At 41.8% G+C, this 15235-nt stretch carries 13 protein-coding genes; 8 read left to right on the forward strand and 5 right to left on the reverse strand.

The features are described 5' to 3' along the window. The first annotated feature begins 118 nt into the window (after positions 1-118). Positions 119-442, forward strand: a complete 324-nt coding sequence (locus HPE56_RS07690) for a YegP family protein (RefSeq protein ID WP_188243182.1) — start codon at positions 119-121, stop codon at positions 440-442. On the opposite strand, the gene HPE56_RS07695 is transcribed toward HPE56_RS07690, so the two are convergent. Beyond that, entirely contained in the window at positions 437-1459 is a 1023-nt protein-coding gene (locus HPE56_RS07695; RefSeq protein ID WP_188243183.1) for a threonine aldolase family protein, read from the reverse strand. The genes HPE56_RS07690 and HPE56_RS07695 overlap by 6 nt on opposite strands. A gap of 53 nt (positions 1460-1512) precedes the next feature. Further along, positions 1513-3912, reverse strand: coding sequence for a zinc-dependent metalloprotease (locus tag HPE56_RS07700; protein WP_188243184.1), 2400 nt, complete (start codon positions 3910-3912; stop codon positions 1513-1515). A gap of 95 nt (positions 3913-4007) precedes the next feature. Here HPE56_RS07700 and prfB point away from each other — a divergent pair. The 5 genes from prfB (at position 4008) to HPE56_RS07725 (ending at position 9297) form a co-directional block, all read left to right on the forward strand. Then, a protein-coding gene (gene prfB, locus HPE56_RS07705) for a peptide chain release factor 2 (RefSeq protein ID WP_188243185.1) occupies positions 4008-5106 on the forward strand; the annotation gives its coding sequence in 2 pieces (ribosomal slippage) (positions 4008-4070 and positions 4072-5106; 1098 coding nt in all). A gap of 17 nt (positions 5107-5123) precedes the next feature. Continuing rightward, on the forward strand, positions 5124-5741 hold the full coding sequence (locus HPE56_RS07710; RefSeq protein WP_188243186.1) for an HAD family hydrolase: 618 nt from the start codon (positions 5124-5126) through the stop codon (positions 5739-5741). A gap of 13 nt (positions 5742-5754) precedes the next feature. Further along, the gene (arsC, locus tag HPE56_RS07715; RefSeq protein WP_188243187.1) at positions 5755-6102 is read left to right on the forward strand and encodes an arsenate reductase (glutaredoxin); all 348 of its coding nucleotides are present in this window, start codon (positions 5755-5757) and stop codon (positions 6100-6102) included. Between the two features lie 155 nt (positions 6103-6257). Continuing rightward, positions 6258-6770, forward strand: a complete 513-nt coding sequence (locus HPE56_RS07720; protein WP_188243188.1) for a hypothetical protein — start codon at positions 6258-6260, stop codon at positions 6768-6770. A gap of 13 nt (positions 6771-6783) precedes the next feature. Then, positions 6784-9297, forward strand: coding sequence for a TonB-dependent receptor domain-containing protein (locus tag HPE56_RS07725; protein WP_188243189.1), 2514 nt, complete (start codon positions 6784-6786; stop codon positions 9295-9297). A 53-nt stretch (positions 9298-9350) separates the two neighbouring features. Here HPE56_RS07725 and HPE56_RS07730 read toward each other — a convergent pair whose 3' ends face one another. Further along, a complete protein-coding gene (locus HPE56_RS07730; RefSeq protein ID WP_188243190.1) occupies positions 9351-9527 on the reverse strand; it encodes a hypothetical protein in 177 nt (58 codons plus the stop codon). Positions 9528-9684: 157 nt separating this feature from the next. On the opposite strand from HPE56_RS07730, the gene fumC reads away from it, so the two are divergent. Next, a complete protein-coding gene (gene fumC, locus HPE56_RS07735; protein ID WP_188243191.1) occupies positions 9685-11082 on the forward strand; it encodes a class II fumarate hydratase in 1398 nt (465 codons plus the stop codon). Positions 11083-11166: 84 nt separating this feature from the next. Here the strand turns inward: fumC and HPE56_RS07740 are convergent, their stop codons facing one another. Beyond that, entirely contained in the window at positions 11167-12054 is an 888-nt protein-coding gene (locus tag HPE56_RS07740) for a hypothetical protein (RefSeq protein WP_188243192.1), read from the reverse strand. Positions 12055-12639: 585 nt separating this feature from the next. Here HPE56_RS07740 and HPE56_RS07745 point away from each other — a divergent pair. Further along, a complete protein-coding gene (locus HPE56_RS07745) occupies positions 12640-13452 on the forward strand; it encodes an MBL fold metallo-hydrolase (RefSeq protein WP_188243193.1) in 813 nt (270 codons plus the stop codon). A 58-nt stretch (positions 13453-13510) separates the two neighbouring features. Here HPE56_RS07745 and ettA read toward each other — a convergent pair whose 3' ends face one another. Then, positions 13511-15202, reverse strand: coding sequence for an energy-dependent translational throttle protein EttA (gene ettA / locus HPE56_RS07750; RefSeq protein WP_188243194.1), 1692 nt, complete (start codon positions 15200-15202; stop codon positions 13511-13513). Between the last annotated feature and the right edge of the window lie 33 nt (positions 15203-15235).

Here is a 15235-nt window from a genome sequence, read left to right on the forward strand (position 1 = left end):
AAAAAACATATTTCTTCGATGAAATACATTTGCGTAGGATATTTACTACCTTTTAGAAAAAAGAATTGAAAATTATTTGATCAAAATGTGTTACTTTTAAGTATTACAGGGTTTCGCTATGATAGAAATAAAGAAAAAAGGCACGAACAAATATAGTTTCAAACTTAAATCTCAAAGTGGGCATACCCTTTTGAGAAGTGTTGAATATTTCGATAAGGCAGAAGTGCAGCATACCGTACAAAACCTCAATCCCACCAATATTAAAAGTATACGGTTTGAACGAAAAACCAGTAACGACGGATTATTCTTGTTCGACATCAAAAATCCGAATGGCCAACTGATTGGTCACAGCCAGTATTATACTTCTGAGGCCGGAATGGAAAATGGCATCAAAACCTTGATGAAAAGAATCGACACCTTATCCCATTTAGGTAAATTATAGTTTTTTCAGGATGTTGAGGAATCTCACATGCATTCCATCGGTATAATCCAAATGGGTGACGATGCGCAATTTCCCTTGTCCCATACCTATAATCGATATTCCTTGTTCGCTCAATTTTTTTAAAAAACCCGCTTCGGACAACGTATTTTCATCGATCTCGAAAATGATAATATTGGTTTCAATCGGTTCTACCTTTTTTATAAAGGACAATCCTTTCAAGACCTCTCCGATTTCAATAGCCCTTCTGTGATCGTCTGCCAATCGGTTGATGTTGTGATCCAAGGCATAGGATGCCGCTGCCGTCAAATAACCCGCTTGTCGCATGCCCCCTCCAAAGATCTTCCGGATCCTCAACGCCTTGTCCATCATTGCCTTACTACCCATCAGCACGGACCCTACGGGACAACCCAGCCCCTTGCTGAAACAAACACTGATCGTATCGAACAATTGTCCGAACTGTTCCGGGGTCTCATTTTTGGCCACCATGGCATTCCATATTCGCGCACCATCCAAGTGATAGGCCAGGTTATGCTTTTTACAAACGTTCTTGATCTTCTTTAACTCCTCAATATCCCAACAAGCACCACCACCCTTATTGGTGGTATTCTCAATACACACTAAGGTAGTCAATGGACTGTGGTAAAAATCGGGTGGATTTATAGCTGCCTCCACTTGTCCCGCGGTCATCATTCCCCGATGGCCATCGATCAATCTACAGGAAACACCACTGTTGAAACTTACGCCCCCTCCCTCATAATTATATACATGGGCATATTTATCACATATCAGTTGCTCCCCAGGTTGGGTATGCAGTTTTATGGCCGTCTGGTTCGCCATGGTGCCGCTGGGGAAAAATAAAGCGGCTTCCTTACCAAATAGCTCCGCTGTCTTGGCCTCCAAGGCATTGACCGAGGGGTCGGTTTTAAATACATCATCGCCCACTGGGGCATTCATCATGGCCTCCAACATTCCCTTGGAAGGTTGGGTCACCGTATCACTGATCAAATTGATATTCACTTTGTAATTTATTTATTTGGATACTCCTTTATCTGTAAGTTCTACGACTCGTTTTAGTGCATACAATCCATTCCTATTGGGGAACCATCAGGAATCTTTGGCACAACTATCAATTGGAATTTCTCCGGGGCCTTCAAAAAACCATCGATCCGTCTTATCATTTCCTGTGGATAGGGGTCATTTTCGGCCAATAGTTGCTGTCTTAGTCTTTTTAATTTTTGAAAGGCAATAGCATTTACCTGGGGATGGACTTTATCATTTGCCGCAAGATTCATTATATGGTACAACACCCGAAAGTTGATGTTCCATTGGACTTCAGAAAAATAGGTGTCCTTATGCTGTTTGTTGATGGTATTTCCAATTACGGCGTCGAGTACATCGGCCAATCCCAAATTCTTGGGCTGTAACGCCTTTTGCTGAATTAACCTGGAAGCCCTTTCCGGGTGCAATAAAAAGGTCAAGGTCATATCCGCGGAAGTTTCCGGTGCCGATAACGCATCAAAACCAACCCCGGTTTTACCCTTTAAGGATTCCCTGTTCTTTGGATACCCAAAAGCCCTCGGAGGAAACAGTTCCAACTTTTCCTTGGGAATGGCCATCCATTGGGCATCCAAAGTTTTTAGGAGAGTCGACAGGGCCTCTTGCTGCATTTTTTTGTCCGCAATGGAGACGACAGCCTGTCCATCCCCTTTTACCGTATAGTTATAATCCATACCGCCCACAACCTTGGCCACCGCTTCCGTTTGGTAACGATGAAAGAAATAAAGGGGTACGAAAACATCCTCCAAAACGGTATTGGGCTCTCCTTTTCGGATATTATCGATGGAAAAATTAGCAATGGCAAGAGCCCGCAAATCCAACATCGCACCCAATTCCTTTGTTATATTTTTTCCATTGTCCCACAAATGTGCCAAAACATGGGCACTTCCCCCTAGGCGGGCATCCTGATCGGTGATATATCGCAGTCCGTGTTCCTTGGCAGCTCCCAAAATAGTCTCCAATCCATGCTTCTCATCCTTATTTTCAGGAAAATCGGTATAGGAGTAGGCAACGGTAACCTTATCCCATGCCCCAATACCTGTGGCATAGGCTTTGGAAAAATCAATTTTCCCATTTTTTATGGTAAACTGTGGATGCGGATAATCCATCACCGAGGCCCTGTCATTGGTCGAAGCGGCATAATTATGGGCAAAACCAAGGGTATGCCCTATCTCATGTGCCGAAAGCTGCCGAATACGGGCCAAGGCCAAATCCAACATGGGTTGGTCATTATCGTCCCGCTCCGCAAAGGGTTTGTCCATTAATGCCTGGGCGATCAGAAAATCCTGTCGAATACGCAGACTGCCAAGACTTACGTGCCCTTTAATGATCTCGCCTGTCCTAGGGTCTGTGATGCTGCCACCATAACTCCATCCCCTGGTCGATCGATGCACCCATTGAATCACATTGTAACGTACATCCAAGGGATCGGCATCATCGGGAAGCATGATCAACTGGAAAGCATCTTTATATCCGATGGCCTCAAAAGCTTGGTTCCACCATCTCCCTCCTTCCAAAAGTGCGGAGCGTATGGGTTCGGGTGTACCATTGTCCAAATAATAAATAATGGGCTCAATGGCCTCGCTAATTGGGGCATTCGGGTCTTTTTTCCGCAACCGATGTCGGGTAATGAACCTTTTGACAATTGGGTCCTGTACCGGCGTGGAATAGTCGTAATAACTCATAGGATACGATCCAGAGCGGGTATCAAAAACCCGCTTTTTGTAGTTTTCATCGGGCAAGGCGATCAACGAATGGTGTTGGGCCACGGTGACCAAATTAGGGTTCGGGGTAACGGATTTGATATATTGCCCCTTGGCCTCTCCTTTAAAAGTCAAGGTCACATCAAATTCAACATTCTTTGGAAAGGCTTTTGTCCTTTCCATGGCAAAGGCACTTTTAGTTTTGTCCAAGCTATAAACACCCTGTTCGGATTGTTTTAACCTTGAGGCGACACCATGGGTATCCTGCAATAGGAAATCCGTGATGTCTATAATATATTTTCCGTCTTTTTCCTCCTCGATAGTAAAACCGAACAGGACGGATTTCGCAAATGCCTGCTCCACCGATTTCCGCTCCAAGGCATTATCGGTCAAAGCCCTAAATTTTAAATTGGGTTGCACCAACAATAATTTACCCCCTGCTTTTTTAAAATATACGACCTGCTCGTTACCAAGCTGCCCGCGATCCAATCCGATATCGTTGCTACCAATGCCGCTACTTAGGGCGTAAACGTAGAGAAACTCCTTTTCCAAGTCTTCGACCTCTAAATATATTCTATCGTTTTTATCGTCCAGATAAAAGTTGAACAAGCCGTCGTACTTTTTATAATCTTCACGATTCGCCTTGAACTGGGCATTGCATATTGATAGACCGATACATAAAAAGAAAATTAGGACAGGGTTAATCTTCATAATGGTTTTCCGCTTGGATTGATAAGCACTAAATTTATATAAAATAGATTGCACAACCATAGTTAAATCCTATTTTTGCTAAAAATGACAACACAATGATAACCGTAGATCAATCCAAAGATCTTATAGAGCGCCTTGGTGCGTTAAGGAGGTATCTTTGACATAGATGCCAAGCTTATAGAGATAGAGAACGAAGAGGAAAAAACACTTGCCCCTGATTTTTGGGATGACCCCAAGAAAGCGCAGGAGCAAATGAAATTCATCCAATCGAAAAAGCATTGGGTCGATGATTATAATGCCGCCAAGACCATGGTCGGGGACCTCGAGGTTTTAATCGAGTTCCAAAAAGAAGGCGAAGTACCCGAGTCCGAGGTTACCGCCCACTATGAAAAGGCCACCGATCTCATTGAAAAATTAGAGTTCAAGAACATGCTTTCCGAAGAAGGTGATGAACTCACCGCCGTTTTACAGATTACCGCAGGGGCCGGGGGAACCGAAAGTTGTGACTGGGCCGCTATGTTGATGCGTATGTATATGATGTGGAGCGAAAAAAACGGGTACAAGGTCAAGGAACTCAATTATCAGGAAGGTGATGTTGCCGGTATCAAGACGGTGACCCTTGAGATTGAGGGTGAATATTCCTTTGGATGGTTGAAAGGCGAAAATGGCGTACATCGTTTGGTGCGCATCTCCCCTTTTGACAGTAATGCCAAGAGGCATACCTCTTTCGCTTCGGTTTATGTATATCCTTTGGTCGACGATAGTATCGAGATCGATGTCAACCCTGCCGATATCGAAATCACCACGGCAAGGTCGAGTGGTGCCGGTGGTCAGAATGTGAACAAGGTTGAAACCAAGGTCCAATTGGTCCACAAGCCTACAGGCATACAGATCCAATGCTCGGATTCACGTTCCCAACACGATAATAGGGCTACAGCCATGAAAATGTTGAAATCCCAATTGTATGAGATTGAATTGCGCAAGAAGATGGAAGCCCGGGAGGAAATCGAATCCTCCAAAATGAAGATTGAATGGGGATCACAAATCCGAAATTATGTAATGCACCCCTACAAATTGGTCAAGGATGTAAGGACTGGTGAGGAAACCGGGAATGTAGATGCCGTTATGGATGGCAATATCGATCAATTCCTAAAAGCCTTTCTCATGATGATGGGACAAAAAGAAGAAGAATAATCCTGTAAAAAAATCACATGGGCGCATTCGATACGATTATATTTGATTTGGGTGGGGTTCTGATTGATTGGAATCCGAAATATCTTTATCGCACAGTATTTGATGGCGATGAAGAAAAAGTGGATTGGTTTCTTAACACCATTTGCACCTACAGTTGGAATATGGAACACGACGCCGGAAGGCCTTTGAAGGAAGGTACGGAACAACTGATAAAGGCGTTTCCTGAATATGAATCTTGGATCAGGCTGTATTATGACGAATGGCCTAAGATGTTGGGAGGTCCTATTTCTGGAACTGTCGATATCCTAAAACGGCTTAAACAAAAGGAAACGTTTAATCTGTTGGCCTTAACCAATTGGAGCAATGAAACCTTCCCAATTGCCCAAAAGCGCTTTGATTTTTTAAATGATTTCGAGGGCATTGTCGTTTCCGGTGATGAAAAAACAAGAAAACCGTTTAAAAAAATTTATGAAATAACCTTGGATAGGTACCAAGTTACTCCCGAAAAAGCGGTTTTCATTGATGACAATATCGATAATATCGAAGCAGCAAACGAAATGGGCATCAAGGGTATCCTTTTTAAGGATCCCGGCCAATTACAAAAAGAATTAAATGCCTTGGGCATTAAAATATAATAAGAAAAACATTATGATCAAAATTTACCATAATCCAAGATGCTCCAAATCGCGCCTAGGCTTAGGTGCTTTGGAAGCTTCGGGAGAACCGTTTACGATTGTCAAGTACCTGGAGGACATTCCCTCTAAAAAGGAATTGAAAGAGCTTTTGGGGTATTTGAACCTGCCTGCAGGGGAATTGGTACGCAAGAATGAGGCCATTTGGAAAGAACAGTACCGGGGAAAGGACCTCACCGAGGATGAAATCATCACGGCCATGGTGCAACACCCCAAGCTTATAGAACGCCCTATTGTTGTAAAGGGAGACAAAGCCGTTATCGGAAGACCCACCGAAAACATACTCCAGTTATTAAAAGAGTAAGAAACCACTTGATTTTTTTTTAGTGGTTTAGAACCAAACACCCTATTTTGGCACCTTTCTTGTTTGTATTGGGAATACACAACATTTGAATTAACAAAGTTTTAACCTTTAAGGGTTAAACCTTCAACTATTTTTGAAATCTAATATACCACATAATGAAAATCAATAAATCGTTTTTGATGGTACTTTTTACCCTGTTAATGGCAGGAGTGGAAGTACAGGCACAATATGGTTATGGCAATGGCTATGGCGGTTATGGTAGTAGGGGCGGATATGGCTATGGTAGGTCACGAAATTCCATACCACAGGCCACAGCGCCACAAAAAGAACCGGAACCCATGACCGCTGATCAAATTGTGGATAATGAAATGCCGGAAATTGCCTCGGCTCTGGAATTGAATGAATTTGAAACCGCTGTTCTAAGTAGCATTTTAAAGAAGTACGTACAAGAACGTATCGAAATGCAAATACTTAAGCTGACTCCAGAGCAAATGCGAGAGCAGATGGACAAAATTACCGTGAGGCAGACCGAGGAACTCAAAGCTGGATTACCCTTGGAAAAATACGAGGCATTCGTAGAATTACAGAAAAAAGGGGTTTCAAAGACCAAAAAGGAGCGAAAGAAGAAACAAAAAAGGGAAAAGAAAAAAAAGCAGGACCAAGGTTAAATATACCCAATACATGAAAAAACTATTTCCGTTATTTTTATCATTAACAACACTCATTGCTACAGCACAAAGACCCCAAGGGCAATCCCCTGAACCCATTAATATAACAGGAATCGTTTTAGACCAGGATACGGGCGAACCCCTTGAATACGCGACCTTAATCCTACAAAGCCTTCGAAATCCCGATAAAGTTACCGGTGGGATCACCGATGCATCCGGTAAGTTCGATGTTGAGGTCACGCCCGGAAAATACAATGCGCGGATCGAATACATGTCCTATAAGACCTATAACTTCGGCGACCAGACGTTTAGAACACCCACCGATTTAGGAACCGTACGGTTAACACTTGATGTAGAGCAACTGCAGGAAGTGGAAGTAACCGCCGAACGAACTACCGTTGAACTTCGTCTCGACAAAAAAATATATAATGTAGGGTCTGATCTTACCGTTAAGGGGGGGTCAGTCACCGACGTTTTGGACAATGTACCATCGGTTACCGTAGACGTTGAAGGTACCATTAGCCTTCGTGGCAATGAAAGTGTACGGATCCTTATCAATGGTAAGCCCTCTGCCCTATCCGGACTAAGCACTGACGCTTTACAACAGCTTCCTGCAGAAGCCATTGAGAAAGTAGAAGTCATCACCAACCCTTCCGCTCGTTACGATGCCGAAGGAACCGCAGGTATCCTAAATATCATCTTAAAACAGAGCAAGACGGCCGGTGTCAATGGTTCGGTAAGTTTAAACGTGGGTTCCCCCGAAAATTATGGAGCCAATGTGAGCCTCAATCTAAGAAGGGACAAGTTCAATATATTCACGAATACCTCCTACCGTTACCGCAATAGCCCTGGAAATGCCCTTTTTGAACAGGAAAATTTCAATGAAGATGGCACAACTGCCAGTTTCCAGGATGAAATAAGGGATTATCAAAGACAAAGTGATGGTTTTAACACGAACATCGGTTTTGAATATTTTATCGATGAATCCAGTAGCATCACCAATTCCTTGGTTTATCGAACGTCCGGTGGGGACGATAATACAAATATTGATTTTTTCAATTTCGATGCTTTGGCGAACCCTACGATCCAAAGAAACCGGTTCTCAACCGAAAGTGATGACGATGAGGATGTGCAGTATTCGGTAAACTATAAGAAAAATTTCGATAAAGACGGACATGAACTCACCATCGACTATCAATATTCCTCGGGAAGCGAACTCGAGAATTCCATTATAGAAGAGACCGTTGTTGGTGAAAATGATGAGCTACCCACAGAACAGACCATCAACGATGAAAGTCAAGTTCAGCAATTGGTACAAATGGATTACGTTTTGCCTTTTGGCAAGGATAGCAAATCCCAGTTTGAAATTGGATATAGAGGAACTTTCAATAACTTCAATACCGATTTTAATTACGGTATACTTACCAACGGGGTTCTTGCCAGTGACCCTGATTATAGCAATGAACTTAATTATAAAGAATATGTGAATTCGGCCTACACCCAATTGGGAACCAAGGCCGGTAAATTCAATATTTTGGGCGGACTTCGTATGGAGGCTTCCGATATAGGCGTCGAATTGGTAAATACGAACGAGGTAAGCAACAAAACCTATGTCGATTGGTTTCCTTCTTTGTTCCTAGGATATGAGTTTTCCGAAAAGGAACAATTGACCATCAGTTACAGCCGAAGGTTGCGTAGGCCACGTTCCAGGTTCATTAATCCGTTTCCCTCTAGATCAAGTAACACCAACCTGTTCCAAGGAAATCCTGATTTGGACCCTACCTATACCAATGCTTTTGATTTGGGCTATTTAAGGAGATGGGACAAGTTTACCTTTAACACCTCTGCCTATTACAATCACTCTACTGGAGTATTCCAGTTTATCACCCAAGAAACCGGGGATTTTGTTGAGATAGAAAATCCGGATGACCTTTCCAATCCGGTAATTGTTCCCGTTCAAATACGTACACCTATCAATTTGGCGGACGAAAGTCGCTATGGTATGGAATTTACGACATCTTTCGTTCCGAAACGAAATTGGAGGCTCAGTTGGAATTTGAACCTATTCCAACGGAATATAAGTGGGGATTATGAATACACCAATTTCCAGAACGAAGTAGTCACACAAAATTTTGACGTTGACAATTTTACCTATTTTACAAGGTTCAGTGCTAAATTACCTTTGCCGGCAGCCATAGATTTCCAATCCAACCTTTTTTATATGGGACCCTCGGAAAGTGCACAATCCAAATACAAGAGCATGTTGAGTACGAACTTAGCCTTTAGTAAGGATGTTGTTAAGGATAAGGCCACGGTTTCATTGAATGTGAGCGATGTGTTCAATACCCGTAAGCGTAGGAGTGAAACAAGAACCGACAACGTATTTACGTATAGTGAATTTCAGCGTAGGGAAAGGCAAGTGACCCTATCTTTCCTATATAGGTTCAACCAACCCCAAAATCAGAAAGGTGAAAGAAACGGCCAAAGAAATGGTGGTGGGGACGATGATATGGATTTTGAAGGATAAATAAAAGAATGAATATGTATAAAACAAAAAAGAAGCCAAATGGCTTCTTTTTTTTATTCCTGTAATCGCGCAGCCGCTTTGGCCTTGCGCTTTTCTTTTATCAGTTCACGAATATTACCGAATAACCAATAAGGTACAACAAAGGTCAATAAGAAAATCATCAACCAGAAACCAATGGTCAATATGGTTAAAAAAGCTAAAAATCCTAAATATTGGTCAAAATCGAACATCTGTACTTGTTTATTAAAAACAAATATACTTTGAAAAGATTCAAAAGAACAAATCAAATTCAAAAAAAATGTTGATTTTTCTAAAATTAAGGTTTCCCTGCCTCTCTTAAAATCTCGTAATGGAGTACCTTTGTAGGAAATAAAAAACACCTTACATATGAGTTTCAGAATCGAAAAAGACACGATGGGAAAAGTCGAGGTGCCCTCCGATAAATACTGGGGTGCACAGACTGAGCGTTCTCGAAATAATTTTAAAATCGGACCTTCGGCATCAATGCCCTTGGACATCGTTTACGGCTTTGCGTATTTAAAAAAAGCAGCTGCATACGCTAATCACGAATTGGGCGTACTTGATGAGAAAAAAAGGGATTTAATCGCTTCTGTTTGTGATGAAATCCTGGATAGTAAGCACGATGACCAGTTTCCTTTGGTTATTTGGCAAACAGGATCCGGTACCCAAAGCAATATGAACGTTAACGAGGTCATCGCGAACCGTGCACACGAAATTGCAGGTAATGTCATCGGTGAAGGGGAAAAGACCATTCAACCCAACGATGATGTGAATAAATCACAATCCTCTAACGATACGTTCCCTACCGGTATGCATATTGCCGCGTACAAGAAAATTATTGAGGTAACCATTCCCGGAGTCACCAAACTTAAGGAGACTTTGGAGAAAAAATCCAAGGAATTCAAAAATGTGGTTAAAATAGGACGCACCCATTTAATGGATGCCACTCCCCTAACCCTTGGCCAAGAATTTTCCGGTTACGCTTCACAATTGGAACATGGCTTAAAAGCATTGAACAATACGTTGGACCACCTAAGTGAGCTTGCCCTTGGGGGAACAGCTGTAGGCACCGGTATGAACACTCCTAAAGGATACGATGTACTCGTAGCCCAATATATTGCCAAATTCACTGGATTACCTTTTAAAACGGCTGAAAATAAATTTGAGGCCCTAGCTGCCCATGATGCCATTGTCGAAAGTCACGGGGCATTAAAACAGTTGGCGGTTTCATTGAATAAGATTGCCAATGATGTACGTATGATGGCATCCGGTCCACGTTCAGGAATCGGGGAAATCATTATTCCTGCCAACGAACCAGGAAGTTCCATCATGCCCGGAAAAGTAAACCCTACCCAATGTGAGGCATTGACCATGGTCTGTGCACAGGTAATGGGTAACGACGTTGCTATTTCTGTAGGTGGCACACAAGGTCATTACGAGTTAAATGTCTTTAAACCCGTTATGGCGGCGAACTTTTTGCAATCTGCCGAATTATTGGGTGATGCCTGCTTAAGTTTTGAAACCAATTGTGTAGTCGGCATTGAACCCAACCATGAAGTGATCAAACAATTATTGAACAACTCCTTAATGTTGGTTACTGCCCTTAATCCTAAAATAGGATATTATAAATCTGCTGAAATTGCAAATACGGCCCATAAGAACGGTACAACCTTAAAAGAGGAAGCCGTTAATCTTGGTTATGTTACCGCTGAGGAATATGACGAATGGGTAAAACCTGAGGATATGGTAGGTAGTTTAAAATAGTGAACCCATGCTATATTTGGAATATTAAAAAGGGGCAATCAATTAAGATTGCCCCTTTTCGTTTAAATGGATAGTGTGTATTGTCTATTTTAGAGTGAACTTGGAAGTTCCCAATAATTTTAGGTTGTCATCATAAACGTTTACCATGTAATTCCCCTTTTGGAAATCACCCGCTGGCTTACCTATGTAATCACAAACATCCAAAGACTTGTTTTCGAAATAGAAATTTGTGCCTTTACTGTAAGTTACGGAAGCACCACTTTCATTGGTTTTTGAAAAACTCTCTCCAAGAACATTTCCTTGTGGGTCTAAAACCTCTACATAAAATTCCCTGTCACCTGCTTCGGCTATAATGTTATCCGCTACGGTAAAGCAGATTTTAAACTTATCGGTTCTTCCTGCCCTTGAAGTAGAAACCAATTTGCCACTGCTACGTTCCTTAACGGCATCAACGTTGAATTTGGAAAGATTCAAGGCAGAACCTTTTTCAACCACATCGGCCAATTGGGTGTTTTGCACAACCAAAGAATCATTGAATACAGTTTGTTTTTCCAATTCAACATACGTACTGTCACGTTGCATGGCAATCATCGTATTTGAACGAGTCAACGAATCTACTTGTTTAAGCAATTGCTCCCTTTCAGCTTTCAGAACACTGACTTGTCTTCTATATCTTGATAAAGAAGCAATATCAGCTTTCATTGTTTGTACTGAATCCAAGTATTTTGCGATGTTATCCCTAGCTGTTACCAATTCCTCATTGGTCGCATTGCTTTCCAAAATAGCTTTGTCGTATTCAGACTTAAGACTATTAAGGTCTTCAACAACCAATTCTTTTTCTTTTGTAAGTACAGACTCGGTCTCCTTCTTGTCTTGGTAAAGACTCACAGTGTAGATGATCACACCTAAAAGTATAACCCCTAGCAAACCTGCCAATACTTTTAATCCATTGTTATTCTTTGTTTCAGTCATAATCTAAAAATTAATTAACTTTTACTTTATAAAAGTGTTTGTTCGTGTTTTATATACGGTTCAATTTTCCGATTGGATTTTTTTGGATTAAAAAAAATTAACATCCATAAGATAATAGACCTCCCCGATCCCTGACTTTTAAAGATGTTTTGGGCTTCCAATCATTTTAAAAACCAAAACAACACCTTTTAACAGTAAGATTATCAATAACTTCCGTATTTTGGAATTAACCTCGGCAGAAGATTGTTTTACAACAAAGTAAAGAATACCTGAATTTTGGAGTCTACTAAAAAATCGATAAATGACAAGGCTGTTCCTTTTCTTTAGTGGAGCAAATGGGATGGATTGTAGGTGGTTTCCCCTGCATTACTGTAAACCATAACGTTCAAGCCGGTGAAAAAATGACCGTCTGACAAAATTCCACAAACAAAAACGGGAGAGAAACTTTTAAAAACCATTATTGATTATGTAAAAAAGAACCCATAGCACAAAAATGTATTATATTGAAGTTAAAAATCAGATATGGCAATACCCATATCGCAAGTTCTTATGTAAGGACGGAATAGCATCATTAAACCTGGAAAAATGAAAAAACTTATACTTATCACATTCGTCGTTACCCTTTGTAGTATTTCCTGTAAGGATAAAAAGAATATTAGTCACACACTCGACCCAGAACCCCAGCTCGAAGCAGATGGTGCACCCTCCCAAAGTCCATCCGTTAGCCCAACGGTTAAAATCATTCCCATAGAACACGCCACAGCAGTTTTGGAATGGAACGACATTACCATATACATTGATCCAATAGGTGGTATTGAGGCTTTTAAAGGCCAAAAACAACCTGATTTGATTTTGATCACCGACATTCATGGGGACCATTTAAGTATTGAAACCTTAGCGGCCCTAGATACCGAAAAAGCCAAGATAATCGCCCCACAGGCTGTGGCAGACAAGTTGCCCAAAGAATTCACGCCCCAAATCGATGTGCTTCACAATGGGGAAAGCAAAGAACGATACGGCATAAATATAGAGGCCATTCCGATGTACAACCTTAGGGAAGAAGCGAAAAAATTCCATGAAGCCGGCCGTGGCAATGGCTATGTACTGAATATCGGTAGAGAACGTATCTATTTTTCAGGGGATACCGAGGACATTCCTGAAATGAGGGCACTACAGCATATCGATAAGGCTTTTATCTGTATGAACCTGCCGTATACCATGACGGTTGAAAGTGCTGCCGATGCGGTGTTGGAATTTAAGCCTAAACAAGTATACCCCTATCATTACAGAGGAAAGCCAGATGTTAGTGATGTTGCTAAATTCAAGGAATTGGTTGAAAAGGGAGACCCACACATTGAGGTTGTCCAATTGGATTGGTACCCGAACGACGAATATTAGCGGAAGTAATTGGAAAAGAAAAGACCCTTCAGAAAATCTAGAAGGGTCTTTTTTTTTATTATCGTATCAGTTTTTTATACTTGATCCGTTTCGGTATCAGGTCACCACCCAAACGTTTTTTCTTGTTCTCCTCATAATCAGAGAATGAACCTTCAAAGAAATATACTTGGGAATCCCCCTCAAAAGCCAAAATATGGGTACATATACGATCGAGGAACCATCTATCGTGGGAAATGACCACTGCACAACCCGCAAAGTTTTCCAAACCTTCTTCCAAGGCCCGCAGGGTATTCACATCCAAATCGTTCGTAGGCTCATCCAAAAGCAGTACGTTCCCCTCTTCCTTTAAGGTCATGGCCAAATGCAAGCGGTTACGCTCCCCACCGGAAAGCATACTTACCTTTTTGTTCTGCTCACTACCCGAAAAATTGAATCGACTTAAATAGGCCCTTGAATTTACTTGCCTTCCGCCCATCATGATCAACTCTTGCTCATCACTGAAATTTTGCCAGATCGTTTTTTCTGGATCGATATTGGAATGACTTTGATCCACATAGGCTATTTTCGCGGTATCCCCTACAATGAATTCACCTTTGTCCGGGGTTTCCTCTCCCATGATCATTCTAAAAATAGTCGTCTTACCGGCACCATTGGGTCCGATAACACCAACGATACCTGCCTGGGGTAATTTAAAGTTCAGGTCCTCGTACAATAATTTGTCGCCATATCCCTTACTTACACCTTTGGCCTCAATGACATTGGTCCCTAAACGTGGCCCATTGGGTATATAGATTTCCAATTTCTCATCGAGCTGCTTTTGATCCTGGCTCATGAGCTTGTCATAATTCTTTAAACGCGCCTTTTGCTTGGTCTGTCTACCTTTAGCCCCTTGACGCACCCATTCCAACTCCCGTTCCAGGGTCTTTTGGTGTTTTGATGCGGTTTTGCTCTCCTGGGCCATTCGTTTCGATTTTTGATCTAACCAACTGGAATAGTTTCCTTTCCACGGTATACCCTCACCTCGATCGAGTTCCAAGATCCAACCTGCAACATTATCCAAGAAATAACGGTCGTGGGTCACAGCAATAACCGTTCCCTTATATTGTGCCAAATGATGTTCCAACCAATGCACGGATTCAGCATCCAAGTGGTTGGTAGGTTCATCCAAAAGAAGTATCTCCGGTTCTTGCAATAACAGTCTACAAAGGGCTACCCTTCTTCTTTCCCCTCCAGAAAGTACCCCGATCTTTTTATCCGGTTCCGGGGTTCGAAGTGCATCCATGGCAATTTCCAACTTTGTATCCAACTCCCAAGCATTGGAAGCATCGATTTGATCTTGCAGCACTGCCTGTCGATCCATGAGTTTTTGCATCTTATCCGCATCCTCATAAACTTCAGGCAAGGCGAACATATCATTGATCTTGTTGTATTCGTCTAAAATCGCTACCGTTTCGGCAGCGCCTTCCCGCACTACCTCAAGGACCGTCTTATCCTCATCCAATTGAGGTTCCTGTTCCAAATACCCGACATTGTAGCCTGGCGAAAACACCACATCGCCTTGGTAATTCTTATCGAGATCGGCTATGATGCGCAATAAGGTGGATTTACCGGAACCGTTTAATCCTAAAATACCGATTTTGGCACCATAGAAAAAACTTAGATAAATGTTTTTGAGTACCGGGGTATTCGCATTTTTATACGTTTTGGTAACCCCGGACATTGAGAAAATGACTTTCTTATCGTCGGACATTTGATATTGGGTATTAAATTATTGGAAAATGTA

The sequence above is a fragment of the Maribacter aquimaris genome (assembly GCF_014596745.1).
In the GTDB taxonomy this organism is placed as follows: Bacteria; Bacteroidota; Bacteroidia; order Flavobacteriales; family Flavobacteriaceae; genus Maribacter_A; species Maribacter_A aquimaris.